We start from the raw sequence: 23,703 nt of genomic DNA on the forward strand, positions 1-23,703 counted from the left end.
ATTTGCGAAAGGAAACGAGCCCGTCATGATTCTGCCTTGGCTAATCCTGATCCCCTTCATCGGCGGCCTGCTGTGCTGGATGGGTGAGCGCTTCGGCGCTACCCTCCCGCGCTGGATTGCGCTGTTGACCATGACCCTGGAACTCGCCCTCGGCCTCTGGCTGTGGGCCCACGGTGACTATTCATTTGCACCGGCGCCGGGCGCCGACCCGACCTGGGCGCTTGAGTTCAAGCACGTCTGGATCCAGCGCTTCGGCATCAACGTGCACCTGGCCCTCGACGGCCTGTCGCTGTTGATGATCCTGCTGACCGGCCTGCTGGGTATCCTCTCGGTACTCTGCTCGTGGAAAGAGATTCAACGTCACGTTGGCTTCTTCCACCTGAACCTGATGTGGATCCTGGGCGGTGTGGTCGGCGTGTTCCTCGCCCTCGACCTGTTCATGTTCTTCTTCTTCTGGGAAATGATGCTGGTGCCGATGTACTTCCTCATCGCGCTCTGGGGTCACAGTTCTTCGGACGGCAAGAAAACCCGGATCTACGCAGCGACCAAGTTCTTCATCTTCACTCAGGCTTCCGGCCTGATCATGCTGGTGGCGATCCTCGGTCTGGTGCTGGTCAACTTCAACAACACTGGCGTGATTACCTTCAACTACGCCGATCTGTTGAAAACCAAGATGTCGATGACCACCGAGTACATTCTGATGCTCGGTTTCTTCATCGCCTTCGCGGTCAAGCTGCCGGTCGTACCGTTCCACTCGTGGTTGCCTGATGCCCACGCCCAGGCGCCGACGGCCGGTTCCGTCGACCTCGCCGGTATCCTGCTGAAAACCGCGGCCTACGGCCTGCTGCGTTTCGCCCTGCCGCTGTTCCCGAATGCCTCGGCCGAGTTTGCGCCGATCGCCATGACCCTCGGTCTGATCGGGATTTTCTACGGTGCGTTCCTGGCCTTCGCCCAAACCGACATCAAGCGTCTGATCGCCTTCTCCTCCGTTTCCCACATGGGTTTCGTGTTGATCGGTATTTACTCCGGCAGCCAACTGGCCCTGCAGGGCGCAGTGATCCAGATGTTGGCGCACGGTCTGTCGGCGGCGGCCCTGTTTATCCTCAGCGGTCAGTTGTACGAGCGTCTGCACACGCGTGACATGCGTGAGATGGGCGGCCTGTGGTCGCGTATTGCATACCTGCCGGCGATCAGCCTGTTCTTTGCGGCGGCGTCGCTCGGTCTGCCGGGTACCGGTAACTTTGTCGGCGAGTTCCTGATCCTGATCGGTTCCTTCGCCAGCGCTCCATGGGTCACAGCCATTGCAACGTCCGGTCTGGTGTTCGGTTCGGTGTATTCGCTGATCATGATCCACCGTGCCTACTTCGGCCCGTCGAAATCCGACACCGTGCTGCACGGTATGGACGCACGCGAACTGATCATGGTGCTCGGCCTTGCGGTGCTGCTGATTTACCTCGGCGTCTACCCGCAACCGTTCCTCGACACCTCTGCCGCCACGATGCATGGCGTGCAGCAGTGGCTCGGCACCGCCTTCACTCAACTCGCTTCGGCCCGGTAAGAGCGCTATGGAATTCACGATTCAACACTTTATTGCGCTTGCGCCACTGTTGATCACCAGCCTCACCATTATCGTGGTGATGCTGGCAATCGCCTGGCGCCGCAACCACTCGCAGACCTTCCTGATCTCGGTCGCTGGTCTGAACCTGGCCTTGCTGTCGATCCTGCCGGCGCTGAAAGTCGCGCCGCTGGCCGTGACCCCGTTGCTGCAGATCGACACCTTCGCTTGCCTGTACATGGCGCTGATCCTGGTCGCCACCCTCGCATGCGTCACCCTCGCCCACGCCTACCTGGGTGATGGCGGTTCGGGCTACCCGGGCAACCGCGAAGAACTGTACCTGCTGATCCTGATGGCCGCCGCCGGTGGTCTGGTGCTGGTCAGCGCGCAGCACCTGGCCGGTTTGTTCATCGGCCTGGAACTGCTGTCGGTACCGGTTTACGGTCTGGTGGCTTACGCCTTCTTCAACAAGCGTTCGCTGGAAGCCGGCATCAAGTACATGGTGCTGTCGGCGGCCGGTTCCGCGTTCCTGCTGTTCGGTATGGCGCTGCTGTATGCGGACGCAGGCTCGCTGAGCTTCGTCGGCATCGGTCAGGCGCTGGCTGCAACGGGTCTGCCGAGTTCGCTGGCACAACTGGGCCTGGGCATGATGCTGATCGGTCTGGCGTTCAAGCTGTCGCTGGTACCGTTCCACCTGTGGACGCCGGACGTTTACGAAGGTGCTCCGGCACCGGTGGCGGCATTCCTGGCTACCGCGTCGAAGGTGGCCGTGTTTGCGGTGATGGTGCGTCTGTTCCAGATCTCCCCTGCCGCCAGCAGCGGTGTGCTGAGCGACGTGCTCAGTGCCATCGCTGTTGCGTCGATCCTGTTCGGTAACCTGCTGGCACTGACCCAAAGCAACCTCAAGCGGCTGCTCGGTTACTCGTCCATCGCGCACTTCGGCTACTTGCTGATCGCGTTGGTGGCGAGCAAGGGCCTGGCGGTGGAAGCCATCGGCGTGTACCTGGTCACCTACGTGATCACCAGCCTCGGCGCCTTCGGTGTGATCACCCTGATGTCCTCGCCGTACAACGGCCGTGACGCGGATGCTTTGTACGAATACCGCGGCCTGTTCTGGCGCCGTCCGTACCTGACCGCCGTGCTGACCGTAATGATGTTGTCGCTGGCCGGTATCCCGCTGACCGCAGGCTTCATCGGCAAGTTCTACATCATTGCCAGCGGTGTCGAATCGCACCAATGGTGGCTGGTCGGTGCGCTGGTACTGGGCAGCGCCATCGGCGTGTTCTACTACCTGCGCGTGATGGTCACCCTGTACCTGATCGAGCCAAACCTGCGTCGCCACGACGCCCAGCTGCACTGGGAACAGAAGGCAGGCGGCGTGATGCTGCTGGCCATCGCCCTGGTCGCGTTCTTCCTGGGTGTCTATCCGCAGCCATTGCTGGTGCTGGTACAACAGGCGGGACTGGCGGGCTGATTGCTCCGTTAGAACTGGAAACAAAAAAACGGCACCTTTCGGGTGCCGTTTTTTTTTTGCGTGGGATTTCTCCGCAACAAACAGTACGTGGCGAGCGCCGCGTCCGGTCCGGCTTACGGAGTCGAGGTCTTTTTCCGACACGCCAGTCGCGACGTCTTCCCTCCCCTCTATCGAACCTTCTCACCCCACCTGTTGACGCTTCCTACAGGTGTTTTTGCGACCGGAGTCTAGCGTTGAATAAGCAGCGAAATGGACGGCTCGGAAGCCTTGACCGATTCGCTTTTTCAGGACAAAACTATACGCAGGAAGCGTACAAAACATGGATGCTCTTTTTATCGAACTTCCTGCGTTTCAGAGGCACCGCGACGATTACCTGGACGAGTACCTGTTCCTCAGTTTTTAGTTGGAATTGCTGAAAAACCCCGAAGCAGGCGATCTCATCGAGGAAACCGGAGGGCTACGAAAAATCCGCTTTTGCGATCAACGAAGAGGCAAAGGCAAGCGTAGCGGATTACGCATCATTTATTACTGGTGGTCAGGCTTCGATCAGTTCTGGCTGTTCACCGTCTACAGCAAAAGCGATCAAGACGACCTGACGCCGGCGCAGAGAAAACTGTTCAGGCAAACGCTGGATCGAGAACTCAACACGAGAACCCACTATGAAACGTGACATTTTTTCCGAACTGATGGATGGCCTCGACGCCCTGACCGATGAGCGCCAAGGCAAGATCACGCTGCGCACCCACAAGGTCCAGTTGCCCAAACTGGTGCCGATTACCGCCGAAGAAGTGGTCGCCATCCGTCAACAGCTCAAGCTCTCCCGATCGGTGTTCGCGATGTATCTGCGCACCAACACCCGCACGCTCGAGAACTGGGAACAAGGTCGAGCTACGCCCAATGCCCAAGCGACGACATTGATTCGTCTGGTCGAGCGTTTTCCGCAGACGATCGAACAGCTGGCGGCCCTGAGCTGAAATTGAAGGCTCAATCCACCTGTCTGGTGGAATAAAAAACGCCCTTGCTCGACAAGAAAGGGCGTTGAGCCCGTCCAGAAGTTTAATCAGGGCTTTACAGTAGACGGTACATCGTTAACTGTCTGAACAACTCGAATTTGGTGCTTGCCGATTCGCCAAGCGTGATTCAATGCCCACTCTTCACCATTGACGTAGACATCTGCCAGATGGGAGCCATCTACGTTTTTCGCCGCAACCATGAGGAGTCGGCACTTAAATTGACCATTTTTTCACCTCATAGACGCCAACCGGCGATAGATCAATTCACGTCCCCACGATAAAGCGCATATAGACTTATTACTCAAAAGCCAAAAAAAGATAAAAAAGTATGAAAAGGTATAAAGAAACACGACCAACCTGTCAGGTCTGACAGGTTACGACTCTCCCATTTTTCGTTAGCGTGACCCTACTAGGCATTCCCCTGATGCCACCTCATCTGGTAGGAGCTGCACACTCATGGCCGACGACATCCCCTCGCTGATGAACGCCCTCATCAAGTCCGACGCCCCGTTAAAAAGAGGCCGCCGCGACTTCGCAGCCGCCATGCAGAAAATGGGCTTCACCTCAGTCTTCGATATCGTGCGCCTGCCCAGGTCCGCCTCCGCTCGTCAATTGGCCCGGTACAGCGATGCCAATGCCGATGCGAAATCACACTGGAGCCTGACCTTCCCCAACCCGACTGCCCAGTTGGCGATGCTCCAATCTCTCCCAGACATCATCGTGCACATCAGCTACACCGCCCGCTGCGAAGGTGGTTCGCTATGAATGAACACCCGCAGCCGCCGCAACAATCGACGATGCAAATCAACACCCCGGCCCTGCCCAAGGGTGGCGGCGCCATTCAAAGCATCGGCAAGGGTTCGGCCGGCGTAGGCACCAAGGGTACGGCGTCGCTCGAACTGCCTTTGCCGATTTCAGCCGGGCGTGGTTTTGCCCCTGCGCTGGGGCTGGGTTACAGCAGCAGCACCGGCAACAGCCCCTGCGGCATCGGCTGGCAACTGACGGTCGACGCGGTAACCCTGCGCACGGTCAAGGGCGTGCCGGCGTATGACGGCAGCGACCAGGTGGTGGGCCCTGACGGCGATGTGTGGATGCCCGAGCGCAATGAAAGCGACGGCGAGCTGATTTCCCGCAGCGCCAGCACCTACAACGGCGTTGCCCTGCCCACCACCTATACCGTCGTGCGTCACTGGCCGCGGGTCGAGGGTGCCTTCACCCTGATCGAGCACTGGTCGACCCTGGTGGACAAGCCCGGTTTGTGGCTGCTTCACGGCGCCGACGGCAGCCTGCACATTTATGGCAGCACCGCCAATTCGCGCCGGGCCGATCCGAACGACCCGCAGCGTGTCGGCGTGTGGATGATCGAGGAAAGCCTCAATACCCGTGGTGAACACATCGTCTACGAGTACAAGGCCGAAACAGACCTCCCCGCTGCCCCGCAGTATCGTGACTACCGAGCTCAGCGCTATCTCAAACGCGTGTGTTACGGCAACGAAAAGGCTTCTGCGCATCTGTACGCCTGGGACACCGGCAGTTGGGAAAACCAGCTGTGGCACTTTCAGCTGCTGTTCGACTATGGCGAGCGCAGCAGCGATCTTGAAACAGTGCCGACCTTTGCCGAGCAGCAGCCTTGGCCCGAGCGCAGCGACCCTTACTGGATCTACGCCTATGGTTTCGAATTAGGTAACCGACGCCTGTGTCGACAAGTGCTGATGTTTCATCATTTCCCCGAAGAGCTGGGCGATGACCCGGTGCTGGTGCAGCGCCTGCTCCTGCAATATCGCTCCGATCCGCTTGGCTACAACCATTTGATTGCCGCTCACCAGCAGGCTTACGACGGGCTCGGCCAGATCGAAAGCCGGCCGCCCATGGAGTTCAGCTACAACGCGTTCGACCTCGCCCCGACACCCCAGGGCTGGAAAAAATTTCTCGACATGCCCGGCCTCAACGACGGTCAGCAGTATCAGATGGTCGACCTGTATGGTGAAGGCCTGTCGGGTGTGCTGTGTCGCTATGACCGGGCCTGGTATTACCGCGAGCCATTGCGCGCAGAGGCCGGCGGCGACGAAGTCGTCTACAGCGAGTGGAAACGCCTCGAACATGTGCCGACGGCTGACTCTGGCAAACCGATTCGTCAGTCCCTCACCGACCTGACCGGCGATGGCAAGCTCGACTGGGTCCTCGCCACGCCGGGCATGTGCGGATATTTCACCCTCGGCCCGGACCGCAACTGGTCGGGATTTGTGCCGTTCGATGCGTTTCCCGGCGAGTTTTTCCACCCGATGGCACAGACTGCAGACCTGGTGGGTGACGGCCTGAGCGACCTGACACTGATCGGCCCGCGCAGCGTGCGTCTGTATGCCAACCGTCGCGCAGCAGGATTCACCGACGCCCTCGATGTACCTCATCGAGAAAAAACCGCCGCGGGCGACGACGATTACCTGCCCGTGCTCAGCAACAGCCCGACCGAAGTCGTTGCGTTCGCCGATGTCATTGGCAGTGGTCAGCAACATCTGGTGCGCATCCGTCACAACGAAGTCAAATGCTGGCCGAATCTGGGCCGTGGGCGTTTCGGCAAGGGTTTTGTGCTGTGCGACCTGCCCTTCGCCTACAGCGAATTCAATGCCTCCCAAGTGCTGCTCGCCGACCTCGACGGTTCGGGTGCGGCTGATCTGATCTACCTGGAAACCGCGCGCCTGCGGGTGTTCATGAATCAAGCTGGCAGCGGCTTTGCGCAGAACTCAGTCGATCTGCCCTGGCCGGAGGGCCTCGCCTACGACCGGCTCTGGCAGGTCAGCAGCGCCGACCTGCAAGGCCTCGGCTGTTCCAGCCTGATCGTGACGCTGCCGCACATGTCGCCCCGCCACTGGCATTACGACTTCGTCAACGCCAAGCCGTATCTGTTGAACAGAAGTTGCAACAACATGGGCGCCGGCAGCGGCGTGACTTACCGCAGCTCGGCGCAGGAATGGCTGGATGAAAAACGTGAGCAGATCGCCGCCGGGGTCGACAACCCGGTTTCAGCACTGCCGATGGCCATGCATTTGGTTAGTCGGCAAACCCAATGCGATGAAATCACCGGCAACAGGCTGACGCAAATCTTCAGCTATCGCGGCGGTTACTACGACCGCTTCGAGCGCGAATTCCGCGGTTTTCGTCTTTTGCTGCAAAACGACACCGAAGCATCGCCAGCCGAGCGTGCGGCCGCCGGCTTCACCGCGCCCATCCTCAGCAAGACTTGGTTCCACACTGGCGAGGCCATCGATCCGCCGAGAACCGGTTATTACGCCGGCGACGTGGAAGCGGTCGAGCTCAAGCCGACGTTGCTGCAGAACTACCACTTCAATGACGGCGCGGCGCAAGCGTTCACGGTGACCGATGACGACAGCGCCCGAGAGATCGCCCGTACGTTGAGCGGCAGGGTGCTGCGCTCGGAGGTCTACTCGGCGGACGATAACCCGGATACCGCCGTGCCCTATGTGGCACAAGAGCATCGCTACGGCGTGCGGATATTACGGCCTAAAAGCAAATATCAACCGTACGCGGTGATCTTGCCGCTGGATGTCGAATCGCTGAGCTACCAATACGAGCCATCGCTCGCTGACGATCCGTTGTGTCAGCACCAACTGAGTCTTGAGTGGGACGCCTACGGCAGCAGCCTGCATGGTTTCACGGTGAATTATGCGCGACGCCGGACCCTCGCCGACATGCCGCCGTTCAGCGATGAACATCAGCAGAACTGGTGGCGCGACGCCCATGACGATGCGCAACAGAAATGGTATCTGAGCCAAACCAGAGCGCAACCGATCCACCTGCCGGATATCGAGGCATGGCGCCTGGACCTGCCCTTCCAACAGCGCAGCAATGCGCTGGTGGTGGAAAAAGCCGCGCTGAGCCCGCAGCAGATCAACCACGAACACTTCTTGCAGATGAGCGGCGACGACGGCGAGTGGGCGAAACAGGCGGTGCTGGCCAGCCTGTCATTGCAGCGCTATATCAACCCGCAGAATGCTCAGACCCTTGAACCCGGTGAGGCCACCTTCGCGGGTCTGCCGGGGTATGTGGAAAGGGCAGAACTGGATGCCATCGCCCTGAGCGCTTACGACAAACTCAAGAATACCGACGGCGAAATGCCCTTCAACCTGAAAGAAAAACTCGAATCGCCAGAAGTCGGCTATCACATCATGCCGCTGTTTTTGCCGGCAGCCGCAGAGACCGCAATCGCCGATCCGGACGATGCGAAGAACTATTTGTGGTCGGTGCACCGAGGCTTCCCCACTTACCACGGGTTCGACAGCTTTTATAACCTGGAGAAATACCGCGAAACCCGTAGTCACGGCGAAACCCTGATCATCTATGACGCGTACGGGTGTCTGACCACCGCCGTGACCTTGCCCGACGGTTGCACCACCCGCAGCCTCGATGTGGATTACCGCACCTTTCTGCCAGCGTCCATCGAAGACGCCAACCGCAATATCCAGGAAGCGCGCTACAACGCGTTCGGCGAGCCGTTGGTCACCAGTTTCCATGGCACCGAACTGGGCAAGCCGGTGGGCTTCGACCCATTGAGCAGCTACGTGCCGCCGCCGGATCGCGATCCGATGGGTGCCATTGCCGACCCGAAAAACGCCATTGGCCGGTTCGCCAGCGCCAGTTTCTGGGACACCTTCAGCTGGATGGGCCGCGTCTCACGCAACCCGCCACCCGCACCGGACTGGTTGGAGTGGGCAAAGAATCACGGTTTCATACTGCCCAGCGGGCACCTTTGCGATCACGCCCGACAACACCTCACCGGCCTGGAAAATCCCGACGCCAATGAGATGCTGCTGCAACAGCAGATCGATGCAGCGCAACGCGAACCCGTGTACTCCGTCGCGCTGCTGGCGGACCGATACCCCGGCGACCCCGAGATGCAAGTGCGGGTCAGTATCGCCTGCCTCGACGGCTTCGGCCGCTCGTTGCAGACCAAGCAGGAAGTAGAACCGGGCAAATCCTGGCAGGTCGGTGAAAACGGCGAGTTGATTCTCAACGCCGACGGCCAACCGATAGAAGCCGAGGTAACGCGACGCTGGCGCGTCAGCGAACCGGTGGAATACAACAACAAAGGTGAAAAAGTGCGGATCTACCGGCCCTACTTCGCCGATCAGCCGCGCTACATCAATGACCGTTCAATGCGCGCGCATGCCTTTCATGATCAGCAGTTCTACGACGCCGCAGGACGTCCGACCGAAACCGTGCTGGCGAAACAAATGCTGCAGGGCAATCCGCCGACGATGAAACATCTGCGCCGGCAAGTCTGGTACTGGATCTGGTGCAACGTGGCCTTCGACGAAAATGATTTGTTCGAGCCTCCACCGGAACAACGGCGGCGCAACTGGTGGTCATGAATCCGGGCATCCACGCACTGACGCCTAACCTGAGCGTCACCGACAACCGTGGCTTACCAGTGCGGCAGGTGGCCTATTGGCGCGAGGACGCCAGCGAACCCGAGGCGCGCATCACATCCCGTCACCATGACGCTGCCGGGCGGCTGGTGGCACAGCGAGACCCGCGCTTGTTCGCCGACGCGTCAGCCCCAGCCAACCTCGCCACGGTGTATTCACTGACGGGACAGGCGCTGACGACGCTCAGTGTCGACGCCGGCTGGCGCGTCAGCCTGCCGGGCGAAGCACGTCAACCGCTACACGGTTGGGATGGCCGGGGCAGCCAACGCAGCATCGCGTACGACGAACAGCTGCGGCCACTGGCAGTGTTCGAACACGCGCACGATGGCGAGCCTTTGTGCGCCGAGCGTTATGGTTATGGCGGCAGCGATCCGACGCTCACCGCACGTAATCAGTGCGGGCAACTGATTCGGCACGATGATCCGGCCGGCACGCAGTTGTTCGAACAGTTCGGATTGACAGGTGGGGTTGTGCAGCAGACTCGGCATTTTCTGCGTGCGCTGGACGGCCCCGACTGGCCAGCGCTTGAAAGCGAACGCGACACGTTGCTTGAGACCGGCGCCGGAGCAATAAGCCGCTCGCTCTACAATGCGCCGGGTGAAGTGATTGAGCAGACCGACGCCAAAGGTAACCGGCAGTTTTTCAGTCAGACCTGCGATGGACAGCTGCACGAAGTACGCCTGCAACTGGATAAACAACCCCAACCGAAAACTCTGGTCAACGCCATCCAGTACAACGCACAAGGCCAGACCGAGCAGGAAACCGCCGGCAACGGCGTGATCACCGCATTGCACTATGCGTCCGAAGATGGTCGCCTGACCCGACTGCAAGCCAGACGCAACGACGAACTCCTGCAAGACTTGCACTATGCCTATGACCCGGTCGGCAATGTCATCAGCATCGACGACGCCGCACTGCCGATTCGCTACTTCGCCAACCAGCGCATCGAGCCGATCAACCGCTATGGGTATGACAGCCTCTATCAGTTGCTCAAAGCAACGGGATGGGAGGCTGGTGGCGCCAATCAGGGCCCGTCGTTTTCGGCATTCAACGATCCGGCCGCAGTCACCCAGTACACCCAGACCTATCGCTATGATCGCGATGGCAACCTGCTGGAACTGATTCACGAAGGCGCGCAAAGACATGGCCATCGCCTGCTCGCCGCCGCCCAAAGCAACCGCTGTCTACCCGTATTGGCTGGCGTGGAGCCGGACGAAGAAGATTTCCGTAACGGCTTCGATGCCAACGGCAATCTGCTCGCCCTGCAACCGGGGCAGCCTTTACATTGGGATCTGCGCAACCAGTTGCGCGAAGTCCGACCTGTTGAGCGTGACGGAGCGGCTGGCGATCACGAGCAATACGTTTACGGTGCCGACGGCACGCGCCTGCGCAAAGTGCAGCAGATCCAAACCAACGCCCGGACACTGATCGCTGAAGCCCGTTATCTGCCGAATCTGCAAATCCGCACCCATAGCGGCACGGGCGAAACGTTACAGGTCATCAGTGTTCAGGCCGGGCGTAGCAGCGTGCAGGTTCTGCACTGGGAATCCAAACCGCCCCAAGGCATCGCCAACGATCAACTGCGTTACAACCTCAACGACCATTTGGGTTCCTGCATGCTGGAACTCGACAGTGCGGGCCAGGTAATCAGTCATGAGCGTTATCACCCGTTTGGCACCACCGCGTGGTTTGCCGGGCGTGGAGACGTTGAGGCGAGCTACAAAATACAGCGCTATTCGGGCAAAGAGCGCGATGTGACGGGGCTTTATTACTACGGGTTCAGGTATTACGTGGCGTGGTTGCAGCGCTGGTTGAATCCGGATCCGGCCGGGACGGTTGACGGCCTCAACCCATACAAGTTTGTGAAGAACAATCCGTCCAGCGGATATGACTTCCTAGGGTTGTTACATAAAGGGGCGAACGACCAGAACGAAGAAATAGCCATAGAAAGTAAATATGACTACGCCGTAAAGTATCGAGGAAATACCGAGGCTTTAGCTGCCGGCGAAATTGAATTCTCCAAAACCAATGATGCGGCCTGGAAATTAAGCGCGAAATTAATCAAAGACACCATCAAGTATCTGGAATCAGCAAATCCAGATGGACTTGATTCATTTTTGGGAGGCAGCCGTAACGCTAAATTGGATTCTGGACTGACAGTTGCTCAATCTATGCTGCGGAGTTACAAGGCTATTCACAAAGCAATACCAAGGTACCAACGCGGAGGAGATCTTCGTGATCAGATTGTGTATTTAGAAAGTAGAGCCGACGTACTACTTGAAGATAACGCCTTTGTCATTACAGATGACGCGCATCGACGCATCTTCGTAACGGAGCTATTCAGGTCAAATAACGTCATTGGCAGAGCCAGGATTCTAATCCACGAACTGTCTCATCTCGTTTCGGATACGGAAGATCCGTTCGGGTATCCCAAAAGTTTTTTTCATTATGGCACTTCCGAGAGTGAAACTGCCTCACGACTCCAGGATTTACCCATCCACATCTCCGAAATTCATACCGAGTTAAGAGAGAAAAACCCTTCCCCTGGTGAGTCGGAGCAACTTTTGGCATCGAATGCCGACACGCTGGCCCTGTTTTCGCTCTTGATGTTGAGAGACAAGGACATGGTCAAAGGCCTTGCACGGTCTGTGGATCCCCACATAGAGGGGGCTCGTAAATCGACATCAGGGAATAGATTAGTGAATTTTCTGGGTTCACTCATGCCTGGCAAAAATCGCTGGCCATCGCTCGCAAACCGACCAGAACAGTGACTCCGGCTTCTCTGCGCACACCGCTGCAACCTGTGGGAGCCCGCCTGCTTCGGTTGAGAAGCAGACATAAATCCAGAAATCGGCGCAGCCTGACACGCTTTAACACAGCGTTAGATTCACTTGATGCGATGGCGGCATATTATTGATTTGCGTGAATAGACCCGCCCCCAAAATTACCCTCTCGATTGCGTAGAGGAACAACTCCGATAGAAAAGTGTGCAATGTTGGAAAAAACCGGGTCTGGGCGACGGCTCACCCATTCAGCTTCCATTTGAAACGCATTCAACGCGATTTGAGTGCCTTTGCCTATTGCTGTTTTATTGAGAAATACGTCTAACATCTCAGGCGATAGAGTTTCAACACCCGCCGTCGCCTGAAGTGTTTGTTTATTCATAACGTACTGATTTTCTACAACTGAAGGTAGCACTCCGTAAAACCCCATCGTCTTTGAAACCAACTCGTACTGATAAGCGACGACCTGACTCGCAAAATAATCTTTAGTGTTACTTAATTTGAAATTCGATTGAAGCTTCCAAACCTCTGGAAGAAAAGTATTAGAAAACTCGTCCACACCGTTCCAATGCTTCGAATTGACCTTGTAATTATTCAATGGATCTATGGCATGCTCAAACATAGTTGAAACAATGACAGGCCCAGAACCACCTAACTTATTCAGCATCTCAAATCGCTGGATATTCGAAGGATCAAAGTAGGAACGCGGACGGACATATTGGTATGCCCCCCATATACTATCCATATGCTCCTCCGAATCACCCCATAGAGCTCCTGGTCTCGCATCAAACGTTGATCCAGCAATAACCTGATTTTGCTGTTCACCCACATAGTTGTAATGCTGATCGCCGTTTAACAACTCATCTATATCGATTACCAGTGGGCGTGATTGCCCTATCTCACCAAACAACCCGAATCGATCCAAATAAACAACTGGATTTGAAGCCACAAAAACGTAGACATTTAATCCCTCTGATATTTTCAGAGGGTCAGCACTTATCCACCGCTGCAACCACGGTGCGTAAAACCGATACCCATAGTAATAAAGCCCGGTCGCATCCCTCTCCTTAGCCGAATAACGGATGGTTTTATACTTCGCCACCACGGCACTTTTACCCGCCCAGCACGCCGTACCACCAAACGGGTAATAGTGCTCCTGACTCAGTATTCCTGCGCTATCGTCCAATTCCAGAGAGATGGAACCAAGGTGATCAGTCAGGCTATAGCGCAGTTGATCGCCCTCAACGCCCTCAGGCCAATGCAGCATTCGCACCTGATTACGCCCGGCTTCGACACTGATCACATGCCGCTCTTTTCCGTTCGCTTCGCGATGCACCTCAACACCCGGCAGATAACGCACTTCTGATTTCAGGGTTTGCCCGGAGGTCTGGCTGAGGCATGTTTTACGCAAGCGATGGCCGGGTCGGTCGTAGACATAACCTTCGTCGTCATTCGGCTCGTCCCGGCGTCGCACCAGCGTCACTCGTCTCAATTGATTGCGTACATCCCAGCTCATGGCCTGCCCGCGCTGCAATTCCAACTGATTGCCAGCGAGATCAAACCCTTCCGAAATCTGCGGTTCTCCCGGTAGAGAGCCATCGTCGCGCTGGGCCAGACTTCGATTGCTGTAAGCAGAGGTGAACATCGAAAAAACCGGCGCACCGCTGTGATGGCGGGTGATTAGATTGCCCGCCGCGTCGTAAGCGAATGTCTGGGTGTAGTTGCGCCGCTGCTTCGGGTCCAGCGGTGTGGGCAGCAGATTCGGTAATGCCGGGCCATGGCTCGGCTGGCTGACTTCCCAGCCTTTGGCCTCAACTAACTGATACAGGCTGTCATAGCGATAGCGGCTGACCGGTTCGATGCGCTGGTGATTGAAGTAAGTCACGGCCTGGGTTTTGTCTTCGAGGCTGACGATATTGCCCACCGGATCGTAGACGTAGTGCAAATTCTGCAAGGGTGTTTGTTCGCCGGCGGCTGCGCTGAGCTGCAGCAGCCGACCATCCTCAGGGCTGTACTCTGCGCGGGTCATGACACCATTACCGGCGGTCTCATGTTCGATCTGCTCGTGCGCGTTGTAACGGATATCACTGACCAGACGTGTGGGTGGCTTACCTTCACCGCCAGGGAGAAGCCATGTCGCGGACAGTTGTCCCGCCACGTTGTATTGGCGCGTTTGGGCATTGCCCATCGCATCGGTCTGCTCTTTCAATTCGCCCGTCGGATAGAAAACGTAGCGGGTGGCGTAGGAGTGCTCCTCCAGCAAAACATCACGGTGTTCAGGGTCGCTGGGCCAGTCTGGCAGATCGAGGTCCGTCAGCATGCGCCGCGATTCGACCAGCTCGGCACCGGCCAAACCATAGTCGCGGATGAGCCGGGTCCCCCCCGGGTCATCATGGCGGATCAGGCGACCGCACTGATTGTGCTGGGCAAAGCCATCATCCGCATCGGCATAGCTCAATCGCTCAACCACACGAGGCTGTTCGCCAAGGGCCTGCTCCGTCACAACAATCGGGCGCTGCAGGTCGTCATAGTCGCGGTGGCATTCGCTACCTCGGGCGTCCCAGGAACAAAGCAGTGAGCCAGCCTGATCCGGCAAACTCAATTGCCACCCGGCGTCGACGCTGTCCGTCAGCAATGCCTGCCCGCTCAATCCGTACGTGGTGGCCAGGTTCGGCTTCGGCGCCGTTCCCCACAATCGCGGGTCCCACGATGCCACCTGACGCCCCGCTGCATCGAACACTGGCCGGGTAATGCGCGGGTCGATGTCGGGCGAGTCCGGACGCCGGCAGTAACCGACGCTGCGGATCATCAGCGAACGGGAATCGATGACCGATAGCGTCGGCGTGGCGGTGTCGTGATGAACATTCATGGTCGCAAGCGGCCTTTCTCGCCTTTGGTGAAGAATGAGCGCTTTTGCGGTTTACCGATACTGTAAGAACTAACAGGTGCTATCCCGGCGATGGGCCCCATCGCTTGCAGGCAAGCTCCCACAATAATTTGCGGCGTACGCGAAATGTATGCATACCGCCGCCCACTGTGGGAGCCAGCCTGCTGGCGATTTCGGTAGATCAGACAGCAAAAAAAAACGGCACCTTCCGGTGCCGTTCGCTTCCTGTATTTCAGCGCTTATTTACGCGCATCCGCCCACGATTTCAGCAGCTCGCTATAGCTCACGGTTTCGCCCTTCGGCTTCTCGTTGGCCAGTTTCGGCTTCGGTGCGCCCGGCTGGTCGAACCAGTATTGCGCGTCGCGTTCCGGGTTCATTTTCGGTGCGCACACGGCCTGGGCCTTGGAGCGTTCGAGGCGTTCCATGATGCGGTCCTGATCCTTTGCCAGGCCATCCAGTGCCTGTTGCGGAGTCTTTTCGCCGCTGGCCGCTTCGGCGATGTGGCTCCACCACAGTTGCGCCAGACGCGGATAGTCCGGCACGTTGGTCCCGGTCGGGGTCCATTGCACGCGGGCCGGGCTGCGGTAGAACTCGACCAGACCACCGAGTTTCGGCGCCATGTCAGTCATTGCCTGCGAGTTGATGTCCGACTCGCGGATCGGCGTCAGGCCGACGATGGTTTTCTTCAGCGACACGGTTTTCGAGGTGACGAATTGCGCGTACAGCCACGCCGCGAGTTTCTGTTTCTCAGGCGTGGACTTCATGAACGTCCACGAACCCACGTCCTGATAACCGAGCTTCATGCCCTCTTCCCAATACGGCCCACGCGGCGATGGCGCCATGCGCCATTTCGGCGTGCCGTCGGCGTTGACCACCGGCAGACCGGGTTTGGTCATGTCGGCGGTGAACGCGGTGTACCAGAAAATCTGTTGGGCAATGTTGCCCTGCGACGGCACCGGGCCGGACTCGGAGAAGGTCATGCCGGCCGCTTCCGGTGGTGCGTATTTCTTCAGCCAGTCGACGTATTTGGTGGTGGCAAACACCGCCGCCGGGCCGTTGGTGTCGCCGCCGCGGGTCACGCTGGAGCCGACCGGGTGGCAATCCTCGACGCGAATGCCCCACTCGTCCACCGGCAACCCGTTGGGAATGCCCTTGTCGCCGCCGCCGGCCATGGAGAACCAGGCGTCGGTGAAGCGCCAGCCCAGCGACGGATCTTTCTTGCCGTAGTCCATGTGCCCGTACACGCGTTTGCCGTCGATTTCCTTGACGTCTTCGCTAAAGAATTTGGCGATGTCTTCATAGGCCGACCAGTTCACCGGCACGCCCAACTCGTAGCCGTACTTTTCCTTGAATTTGGCTTTCAGGTCGGCGCGTTCGAACCAGTCGGCGCGGAACCAGTACAGGTTGGCGAACTGCTGGTCGGGCAGTTGATAGATCTTGCCATCCGGCGCGGTGGTGAAGGAGATGCCGATGAAATCCTTGATGTCGAGGGTCGGCGAGGTGAAGTTCTTGCCTTCGTTGGCCATCAGGTCGGTGATCGATTCGGTCTTGCCGTAGCGAAAGTGCGTACCGATCAGGTCGGAGTCGTTGACCCAGCCGTCATAGATATTCTTGTCGGACTGCATCACCGTCTGCATTTTCTCGACCACGTCGCCTTCTTGCAGCAAGTCGTGGGTGAGCTTGATCCCGGTGATTTCGCTGAACGCCTTGGCCAGCACCTTGGACTCGTATTCGTGAGTGGTCAGGGTCTCTGAAACGACCTTGATGTCCATGCCGCGGAACGGCTCGGCAGCCTTGATGAACCACTTCAATTCTTCCAGTTGCTGTTCGGCCGTCAGGGTCGAGGGCTTGAACTCGCTGCCGATCCATTTTTTCGCAGCATCTTCATAGGCGTCGGCCCAGGCGGATGCGCTCAAACCGCTGAGTGCCAGCATGGCTGCCAATGAAATGCTATGTCGCAGCTTATTGTTTTTATCGAACATAGAGACCTCCTGTTTAAGTTGTGGAGCCGCGTTGCCGAACGATTCGACTAGCCCCAACGCATCACAGCCAACAGCCACACCAGGGACAACGCGGACGCGACCCAGATGCTCCAGTCGGTGACGCCGATTACCAGCAAGTGCAGGTAGGCGCTGCCGAGAAGACCGATAAACAAGCGATCGCCACGGGTGGTGGCAATCGGCAGAAACCCTCGCCGCAAGATGCTCGGCGAGCGCAATTCCCAGGTGGTCATGCCCACCAGAATCAGACCGATGCCGATGAAGAACGCGGCGGTCGGTGTCGTCCAGCTCATCCATTCCATCATCAGCTCCTCAGACTCGACCGAGGGCAAAGCCCTTGGCCACGTGGTTGCGCACAAACCAGATCACCAGCATGCCCGGCAGGATGGTCAACACGCCCGCCGCCGCCAGCACGCCCCAGTCGATACCCGATGCCGACACGGTGCGGGTCATCACCGCCGCGATCGGCTTGGCGTTGACCGAGGTCAACGTGCGCGCCAGCAGCAGTTCGACCCAGGAAAACATGAAGCAGAAAAACGCCGTGACACCGATGCCGGAACCGATCAGCGGGATGAAAATCTTCACGAAGAACTTGGGAAAACTGTAGCCGTCGATGTAGGCGGTTTCGTCGATCTCCTTGGGTACACCGGACATGAAGCCTTCGAGAATCCACACCGCCAGCGGCACGTTGAACAGGCAGTGCGCCAGCGCCACGGCGATGTGCGTGTCGAACAGGCCGATCGACGAATACAACTGAAAGAACGGCAGCAAAAACACCGCCGGCGGCGCCATGCGGTTGGTCAGCAGCCAGAAGAACAGGTGCTTGTCGCCGAGGAAACGATAGCGTGAAAACGCGTAGGCCGCCGGCAACGCCACGCTCAACGAGATCACGGTGTTGAGGCTGACGTAATACAGCGAGTTTAGATAACCGGTGTACCAGCTCGGATCGGTGAAGATCACCTTGTAGTTCGCCAGCGTGAAGGCCTGTGGGAAAAGGGTCAGGCCGCCGAGGATTTCGGTGTTGCTCTTGAACGACATGTTCAGCAGCCAGTAGATCGGCACCAGCAGGAACAGGATGTACACCAGCAACGGAATAAGCTTTCTCTTGCTCATGGCCGGGCCTCAGCGGTTGGCGTCGGAATGCGTCATGGCGGTATAGAACAGCCACGACACCAACAGAATGATCAGGAAGTACACCAGCGAAAACGCCGCTGCCGGACCGAGGTCGAATTGCCCTACGGCCATCTGCGTCAACGTCTGACTGAGGAAGGTCGTGGCATTGCCCGGCCCGCCGCCAGTGAGCACGAACGGCTCGGTGTAGATCATGAAGCTGTCCATGAAGCGCAGCATCACCGCGATCAGCAGCACGCTTTTCAGCTTGGGCAGTTGAATATGCCTGAACACCGCCCAGGCCGAGGCTCGATCGATGCGCGCGGCCTGGTAATAGACGTCGGGAATCGCGCGCAAACCGGAGAAGCACAGCAGCGCCACCAGTGAGGTCCAGTGCCACACGTCCATGACCAGCACCGTCACCCAGGCGTCCATGGTGTTGGCCGCATAGTTGTAGCTGATGCCCATGGCGTTGAGGCTGGAACCGAGCAGACCGATGTCGGCGCGGCCGAAAATCTGCCAGATCGTACCGACTACGTTCCACGGAATCAGCAGCGGAATCGCCAGAATGATCAGCACCACCGACGACCAGCGGCCCTTGGTCGGCATGGTCAGCGCGACGGCGATACCCAGTGGGATTTCGATCAGCAGCACGCAGGCCGAATAGATGAACTGACGCAGCAGCGAGTCGTGCAGACGTGGGTCGAGCAGCACCTGCTTGTACCAGTCGGCGCCGACGAAGTAGCGGCTGGACTGGTCGAAGATGTCCTGCACCGAATAGTTGACCACGGTCATCATCGGGATCACCGCACTGAACGCCACCAGCAGAAACACCGGCAACACCAGCCACCAGGCCTTGTTGTTCTGCACCTTGTTCATGGCTGCACCTCATCGTCGGTTTCGAGCAGGAATTCATCGGCATACACCATCAGCCACTGCGCCGGAAAACTGATGTACGCCGTGCCCTGGGGCACCGGTTTGTCTTCGGTCAGGCGCACCTTTAACGGCGCGCCGTCGAGGTTGAGGGTCATGATCTTGTAGGTGCCGAGGTCTTCGACGTGTACGACGTCGGCCTGCATTGCGTCATCGAACGGCTCGTCCCAGACATGAATGAACTCAGGGCGGATACCGACCTTGAGATTTTTCCACTGGCCGTGCTCGATATGGCGCTGCAAGGCTTCGGACAACGGCAAGTGCGTCGAAGCGAAACCGACGCCACCGGGCTGCGGCTGCACCTCGATCAGGTTCATCCCGGGGCTGCCGATGAAATAGCCGACGAAGGTGTGGCTTGGCCGCTCGAACAATTCCCGTGGCGTGCCGAACTGGACGATCTGGCCGCCGTACATCACCGCGATCTTGTCAGCGAACGTTGAGGCTTCGAGCTGATCGTGGGTGACGTAGACCATGGTGATGTTGAACTGTTCGTGGATCTGCTTGAGCTTGCGCCGCAGTTTCCATTTCAGGTGCGGGTCGATCACCGTCAGCGGTTCGTCGAACAGGATCGCCGAGACGTCGTCGCGTACCAGCCCACGGCCCATCGAGACTTTCTGTTTTTCGTCGGCGGTGAGGTTGCGCGCCTTTTTGCTCAGCAGGTTTTGCAGGTCGAGGACTTCGGCGATCTCCTGCACCTTGCTGTGCACTTTCGCCTCGGCCATGCCCTGATTGCGCAAAGGAAAAGCGAGGTTGTCGAACACGGTCATGGTGTCGTAGACCACCGGAAACTGGAACACCTGGGCGATGTTGCGCTTCTCCGGCGTCAGGTCGTTGACCGCTTTGCCGTCGAACAGCACATGGCCTTGTGACGGGCTGAGCAGGCCGGAAATGATGTTGAGCAAGGTCGACTTGCCGCAACCGGACGGGCCGAGCAACGCGTAGGCGCCGCCCTGCTCCCAGATGTGATCCATCTCGCGGATCGCGTAGTCCTCAGCGCCGCTCGGGGTTTTGCTGTAGCTGTGGGCGAGGTGCTGCAAACGGATTTCGGCCATCAGGCAACCCTCGCGACACGCCGGCCCGGTGCTTGCACCAGACGGCCCTGCGCATCGAAAACGAACAGTTTGTGGGTCGGGATATAAATGCGGATCGGCGCATCGACGTCGTATTCGTGAACCCCCGGCAGGTGCAGCACCAGCAGGAAATGCTCGTTGCGCACATGCAGGAAGGTTTCCGAGCCACTGATCTCGGCCACTTCGACGGTCACCGCCAGTTCCAGGTCATCGTCGTTGCTCGGCACCAGCGAGATATGGCTGGGGCGCACGCCGAAACGGTATTCGCCCTCGCCCACCGGCCGCAGATCAACGTTCAACGGGAAGTGGACGAAATTGGCGAAGCTGACTTCGTTGCCGGCAATGCGCCCGGGCATCAGGTTGATCGGCGGTTCGGAGAACAACTCGGCGGCCAGCACGGTTTGCGGCTGGTGATACACCGAGGTCGAAGGGCCGCTCTGAATCACCCGGCCTTCGTGCAAAATCGTCGTGGTGCCGCCTAGCGCCAACGCTTCGTTGGGCTCGGTGGTGGCGTAGATGGCGATGGTGTGCCGAGCCTTGAACAGCTCGCGCATTTCCTGGCGCAGCTCTTCGCGCAGTTTGTAATCGAGGTTGACCAGCGGCTCGTCGAACAGAATCAGTTCAGCATCCTTGACCAAGGCGCGAGCCATGGCCGTGCGCTGTTGCTGACCGCCGGACAGCTCCAGCGGATAGCGCTGCAGAAACTTCTCGATGCGCAGCATCTTCGCGGTTTCCTGCACTTTGCTGTGAATGATGTCTTTGGACACACCAGCCTGGCGCAACGGCGAGGCGATGTTCTCGAACACCGTCATGGTCGGGTAATTGATGAACTGCTGATAGACCATCGACACGTTGCGCAGACGCACCGGGCGTTGGGTAACGTCGACGCCGTTCATCAGGATGCGCCCGCTGTCGGGCTTGTCCAGCCCGGCCATCAAACGCATCAAACTCGTTTTGCCGGACAGCGTGCGGCCGAGCAAAACGTTGAAGGAACCGGGTTCGAATTTCAGGCACGCATCGTCGATCCAGATCTGGCCCTCGACGGTACGGCTGACGTGCTCCAGGGTGAGTGACATGGCTCGGCCTTTTTTATTTTTGGAGTCAAGCGACCGAAGCAACAGAGCGACTTTCGTGCCAGAAGTGGCAAGTGTTTGATTTGCCTTGAGAAGCAATGTTTACGGGGGCCAGCGGCGTTCACAGCTGAACACTTTTGAACAGTCGGGTGATTGACAATGAACAATAGTGAACAACACTCTATAAACGCTTTTTGCCCGGTCTTGAATACAACATAGATCCCCTGTAGGAGTGAGCCTGCTCGCGATAGCGGTCTATCAGACACATTTCCATCGACTGATACACCGCTATCGCGAGCAGGCGAAGGCCTACAGGGGATTTGTGCAGGTTTCGAATATCGGGTTCATAACAATAATAAAATCGCTGCACTCAGAGGCTCGCCCCCATGGCCGCACCTGCTTCGCCGCTGTCCCACGATGCGATCGTCCAGACCTCCTGGCAACGTTGTCGCGCGTTCGGTCTCGACCATCAGAGCACCCCTGCCTTCGATCAACTGCCCGCCGCTGGCATTGCGCAATTGCTCGACAGTCATCATTCACTGGTACAGACCACGCATCAGGAAGTTCTGCCCTATTACGAAAACATCCTTAGCAATTCCAACTGCCTGATCATGCTCGCCGACAATCAGGGCCAGGTGCTGACCTCGTGGGGCACCCAGCGTTTTATCGAACCGAACCTGGCGCGCGGCTTTCAGGCCGGGGCGAGCTGGATGGAGCGCTGCAGCGGCACCAATGCGATCGGCACCGCGCTGGCCTGCGAACAGGCGGTGCACATTGAACACGATGAACACTTTCTCAAGGCCAACCGCTTCATGACGGGTTCCGCCGCGCCGATTTTCGACGCCGAGCGCAAGGTCATCGCCGTGCTCGACGTGTCCAGCGACAGCTACCTGCCGCCCTCGCACACCTTGGGCATGGTCAAGATGATGAGCCAGACCGTGGAGAACCGGCTGATCCTCAACCTGTTCCACGGTCAGCACTTTCAACTCACCTTCAACACCGGGTTGAACAACCTCGACAGTCAGTGGGCCGGGTTGTTGATCTTCGATGAGAGCGGTCAGGTCCTGTCGGCCAATCGCCGCGCGGACAATTTGCTCGGGGTGCGCTTGTCGCGGGTCAGTGTGGAAAGCCTGTTCAAGGTCTCGCTGCTGGAGTTGATCAATCAGCCGGACGGTTTGCCATTCGCCTTGCAGACTTCCGGGCGCAACCGTTTTCAGTGTCTGTTGAAACGGCCGAAACAGCCAGCGGTTCAAGCCCGGGTATTTGTGACGGAAGAAAAGCCCGCGCCATCCAGCGCGATCAGCCTCAACAGCCTGCATTTGGGCGATAGCCGCGTGGAAAAAGCCGTGCGTCAGGCCGAACGCCTGCTGGAAAAAGACATTCCGCTGCTGATCCACGGCGAGACCGGCGTCGGCAAAGAGGTGTTCGTTAAAGCCCTGCATCAGGCCAGCTCGCGCAGTAAACAGGCGTTCATCGCGGTGAACTGCGCAGCGATCCCCGCCGAACTGGTTGAGTCCGAGCTATTCGGTTATGAGAAAGGCGCGTTCACCGGCGCCAACCAGAAAGGCAGCATCGGCCTGATTCGCAAGGCGGACAAGGGCACACTGTTTCTCGATGAAATCGGCGATATGCCGTTGCCGACCCAGGCGCGCTTGTTGAGGGTGTTGCAGGAGCGCTGCGTGCAGCCGGTAGGCAGCAGCGAGTTGTTCCCGGTGGACCTGCGGATCATCTCGGCGACCAACCGTTCGTTGCGCGAACAGGTGCAGTTGGGCCGGTTTCGTGAGGATTTGTATTACCGCATTGGCGGGCTGACCCTGGAACTGCCACCGCTGCGTGAGCGCAGTGATAAACAGGCGTTGTTCAAGCGGCTGTGGGAACAGCATCGTGAGCCGACGCAGTGGGCGGGTTTGAGCTCAGAGGTGCTGGAATTATTCGAACGGCATCCGTGGCCGGGGAATTTGCGTCAGGTCAGCAGCGTGATGCAGGTGGCGCTGGCCATGGCCGAGGAGCAACCGGTGCGGCCGGAGCATTTGCCGGATGATTTTTTTGTCGATCTGGAAATGGAGCCGGTGGAGATGGCGGCGCCGTTGGGGCTGGATTTGAATGATGTTGAAGCGTTGAACCGCGAGTTGAAGGCGGCCGGGGGGAATATTTCGCACCTGGCGCGGCGGTTGGGGGTGAGTCGGAATACGCTTTACAAGCGGTTGCGGCAGACTGGCGAGTGAGTACAACCGCGTCCCCTCACCCCAGCCCTCTCCCCGAGGAGAGGGAGCCGATTGGGGGATATTCGAGAGCTACGCCGACCTGAACTTGCTTCACCGAATCCATAATCGACTCGATCGTTCAGGTCGGCGTATAGCA

The 23,703-nt window shown here is 58.4% G+C and carries 14 protein-coding genes and 1 pseudogene; 8 read left to right on the forward strand and 7 right to left on the reverse strand.

All coding sequences use genetic code 11. The annotated features are described in order from the left end of the window. Nucleotides 1-25 precede the first annotated feature (25 nt). The 7 genes and pseudogenes from nuoM (at nt 26) to BLU52_RS14890 (ending at nt 12,257) form a co-directional block, all read left to right on the forward strand. Complete coding sequence (gene nuoM / locus BLU52_RS14860) at nt 26-1,558, forward strand: NADH-quinone oxidoreductase subunit M (RefSeq protein ID WP_090284379.1); 1,533 nt, start codon at nt 26-28, stop codon at nt 1,556-1,558. A 7-nt stretch (nt 1,559-1,565) separates the two neighbouring features. Continuing rightward, entirely contained in the window at nt 1,566-3,029 is a 1,464-nt protein-coding gene (nuoN, locus tag BLU52_RS14865; RefSeq protein WP_090284381.1) for an NADH-quinone oxidoreductase subunit NuoN, read from the forward strand. A 319-nt stretch (nt 3,030-3,348) separates the two neighbouring features. Beyond that, a pseudogene (locus BLU52_RS14870) lies at nt 3,349-3,699 on the forward strand (toxin). Then, nucleotides 3,689-4,003 carry a helix-turn-helix domain-containing protein gene (locus BLU52_RS14875; RefSeq protein ID WP_090284383.1) on the forward strand — a complete coding sequence of 105 codons (315 nt, stop codon included), beginning with the start codon at nt 3,689-3,691 and terminating at the stop codon, nt 4,001-4,003. The pseudogene BLU52_RS14870 and the gene BLU52_RS14875 overlap by 11 nt, the downstream one beginning before the upstream one ends. 495 nt (nt 4,004-4,498) lie before the next feature. Further along, entirely contained in the window at nt 4,499-4,807 is a 309-nt protein-coding gene (locus BLU52_RS26885) for a hypothetical protein (protein ID WP_197677939.1), read from the forward strand. Further along, nucleotides 4,804-9,429 carry a SpvB/TcaC N-terminal domain-containing protein gene (locus BLU52_RS14885; protein ID WP_090284385.1) on the forward strand — a complete coding sequence of 1,542 codons (4,626 nt, stop codon included), beginning with the start codon at nt 4,804-4,806 and terminating at the stop codon, nt 9,427-9,429. Before BLU52_RS26885 ends, BLU52_RS14885 begins: the two co-directional genes overlap by 4 nt. Further along, nucleotides 9,426-12,257, forward strand: a complete 2,832-nt coding sequence (locus BLU52_RS14890) for an RHS repeat domain-containing protein (protein WP_231987972.1) — start codon at nt 9,426-9,428, stop codon at nt 12,255-12,257. Before BLU52_RS14885 ends, BLU52_RS14890 begins: the two co-directional genes overlap by 4 nt. A 139-nt stretch (nt 12,258-12,396) precedes the next feature. On the opposite strand, the gene BLU52_RS14895 is transcribed toward BLU52_RS14890, so the two are convergent. The 7 genes from BLU52_RS14895 to BLU52_RS14925 form a co-directional block, all read right to left on the reverse strand. Further along, complete coding sequence (locus tag BLU52_RS14895) at nt 12,397-15,138, reverse strand: RHS repeat domain-containing protein (RefSeq protein WP_090284387.1); 2,742 nt, start codon at nt 15,136-15,138, stop codon at nt 12,397-12,399. 257 nt (nt 15,139-15,395) lie between these two features. Then, a complete protein-coding gene (locus BLU52_RS14900) occupies nt 15,396-17,138 on the reverse strand; it encodes an ABC transporter substrate-binding protein (protein WP_090284389.1) in 1,743 nt (580 codons plus the stop codon). A 47-nt stretch (nt 17,139-17,185) separates the two neighbouring features. Beyond that, the gene (locus BLU52_RS14905) at nt 17,186-17,458 is read right to left on the reverse strand and encodes a DUF2160 domain-containing protein (RefSeq protein WP_038861868.1); all 273 of its coding nucleotides are present in this window, start codon (nt 17,456-17,458) and stop codon (nt 17,186-17,188) included. Nucleotides 17,459-17,468: 10 nt separating this feature from the next. Further along, nucleotides 17,469-18,269 carry a carbohydrate ABC transporter permease gene (locus BLU52_RS14910; protein ID WP_090284391.1) on the reverse strand — a complete coding sequence of 267 codons (801 nt, stop codon included), beginning with the start codon at nt 18,267-18,269 and terminating at the stop codon, nt 17,469-17,471. Nucleotides 18,270-18,278: 9 nt separating this feature from the next. Next, nucleotides 18,279-19,145 carry a carbohydrate ABC transporter permease gene (locus tag BLU52_RS14915; protein WP_007912484.1) on the reverse strand — a complete coding sequence of 289 codons (867 nt, stop codon included), beginning with the start codon at nt 19,143-19,145 and terminating at the stop codon, nt 18,279-18,281. Next, on the reverse strand, nt 19,142-20,251 hold the full coding sequence (locus tag BLU52_RS14920) for an ABC transporter ATP-binding protein (RefSeq protein ID WP_090284393.1): 1,110 nt from the start codon (nt 20,249-20,251) through the stop codon (nt 19,142-19,144). Before BLU52_RS14920 ends, BLU52_RS14915 begins: the two co-directional genes overlap by 4 nt. Then, on the reverse strand, nt 20,251-21,345 hold the full coding sequence (locus BLU52_RS14925) for an ABC transporter ATP-binding protein (protein ID WP_090284395.1): 1,095 nt from the start codon (nt 21,343-21,345) through the stop codon (nt 20,251-20,253). Before BLU52_RS14925 ends, BLU52_RS14920 begins: the two co-directional genes overlap by 1 nt. A gap of 383 nt (nt 21,346-21,728) precedes the next feature. On the opposite strand from BLU52_RS14925, the gene BLU52_RS14930 reads away from it, so the two are divergent. Beyond that, complete coding sequence (locus BLU52_RS14930) at nt 21,729-23,567, forward strand: sigma-54-dependent Fis family transcriptional regulator (RefSeq protein WP_090284397.1); 1,839 nt, start codon at nt 21,729-21,731, stop codon at nt 23,565-23,567. Nucleotides 23,568-23,703 lie beyond the last annotated feature (136 nt).

The organism is Pseudomonas granadensis (genome assembly GCF_900105485.1).
GTDB classification, from domain to species: Bacteria; Pseudomonadota; Gammaproteobacteria; order Pseudomonadales; family Pseudomonadaceae; genus Aquipseudomonas; species Aquipseudomonas granadensis.

Coding starts and splice junctions, on each gene's coding strand:
- BLU52_RS14885 (WP_090284385.1), top strand. CDS start 4,804: ATGAATGAACACCCGCAGCCGCCGCAACAATCGACGATGCAAATCAAC.
- BLU52_RS14900 (WP_090284389.1), bottom strand. CDS start 17,138: ATGTTCGATAAAAACAATAAGCTGCGACATAGCATTTCATTGGCAGCC.
- BLU52_RS14925 (WP_090284395.1), bottom strand. CDS start 21,345: ATGTCACTCACCCTGGAGCACGTCAGCCGTACCGTCGAGGGCCAGATC.
- BLU52_RS14875 (WP_090284383.1), top strand. CDS start 3,689: ATGAAACGTGACATTTTTTCCGAACTGATGGATGGCCTCGACGCCCTG.
- BLU52_RS14915 (WP_007912484.1), bottom strand. CDS start 19,145: ATGAACAAGGTGCAGAACAACAAGGCCTGGTGGCTGGTGTTGCCGGTG.
- BLU52_RS14895 (WP_090284387.1), bottom strand. CDS start 15,138: ATGAATGTTCATCACGACACCGCCACGCCGACGCTATCGGTCATCGAT.
- BLU52_RS14930 (WP_090284397.1), top strand. CDS start 21,729: ATGGCCGCACCTGCTTCGCCGCTGTCCCACGATGCGATCGTCCAGACC.
- nuoM (WP_090284379.1), top strand. CDS start 26: ATGATTCTGCCTTGGCTAATCCTGATCCCCTTCATCGGCGGCCTGCTG.
- BLU52_RS26885 (WP_197677939.1), top strand. CDS start 4,499: ATGGCCGACGACATCCCCTCGCTGATGAACGCCCTCATCAAGTCCGAC.
- BLU52_RS14905 (WP_038861868.1), bottom strand. CDS start 17,458: ATGGAATGGATGAGCTGGACGACACCGACCGCCGCGTTCTTCATCGGC.
- BLU52_RS14920 (WP_090284393.1), bottom strand. CDS start 20,251: ATGGCCGAAATCCGTTTGCAGCACCTCGCCCACAGCTACAGCAAAACC.
- nuoN (WP_090284381.1), top strand. CDS start 1,566: ATGGAATTCACGATTCAACACTTTATTGCGCTTGCGCCACTGTTGATC.
- BLU52_RS14910 (WP_090284391.1), bottom strand. CDS start 18,269: ATGAGCAAGAGAAAGCTTATTCCGTTGCTGGTGTACATCCTGTTCCTG.
- BLU52_RS14890 (WP_231987972.1), top strand. CDS start 9,426: ATGAATCCGGGCATCCACGCACTGACGCCTAACCTGAGCGTCACCGAC.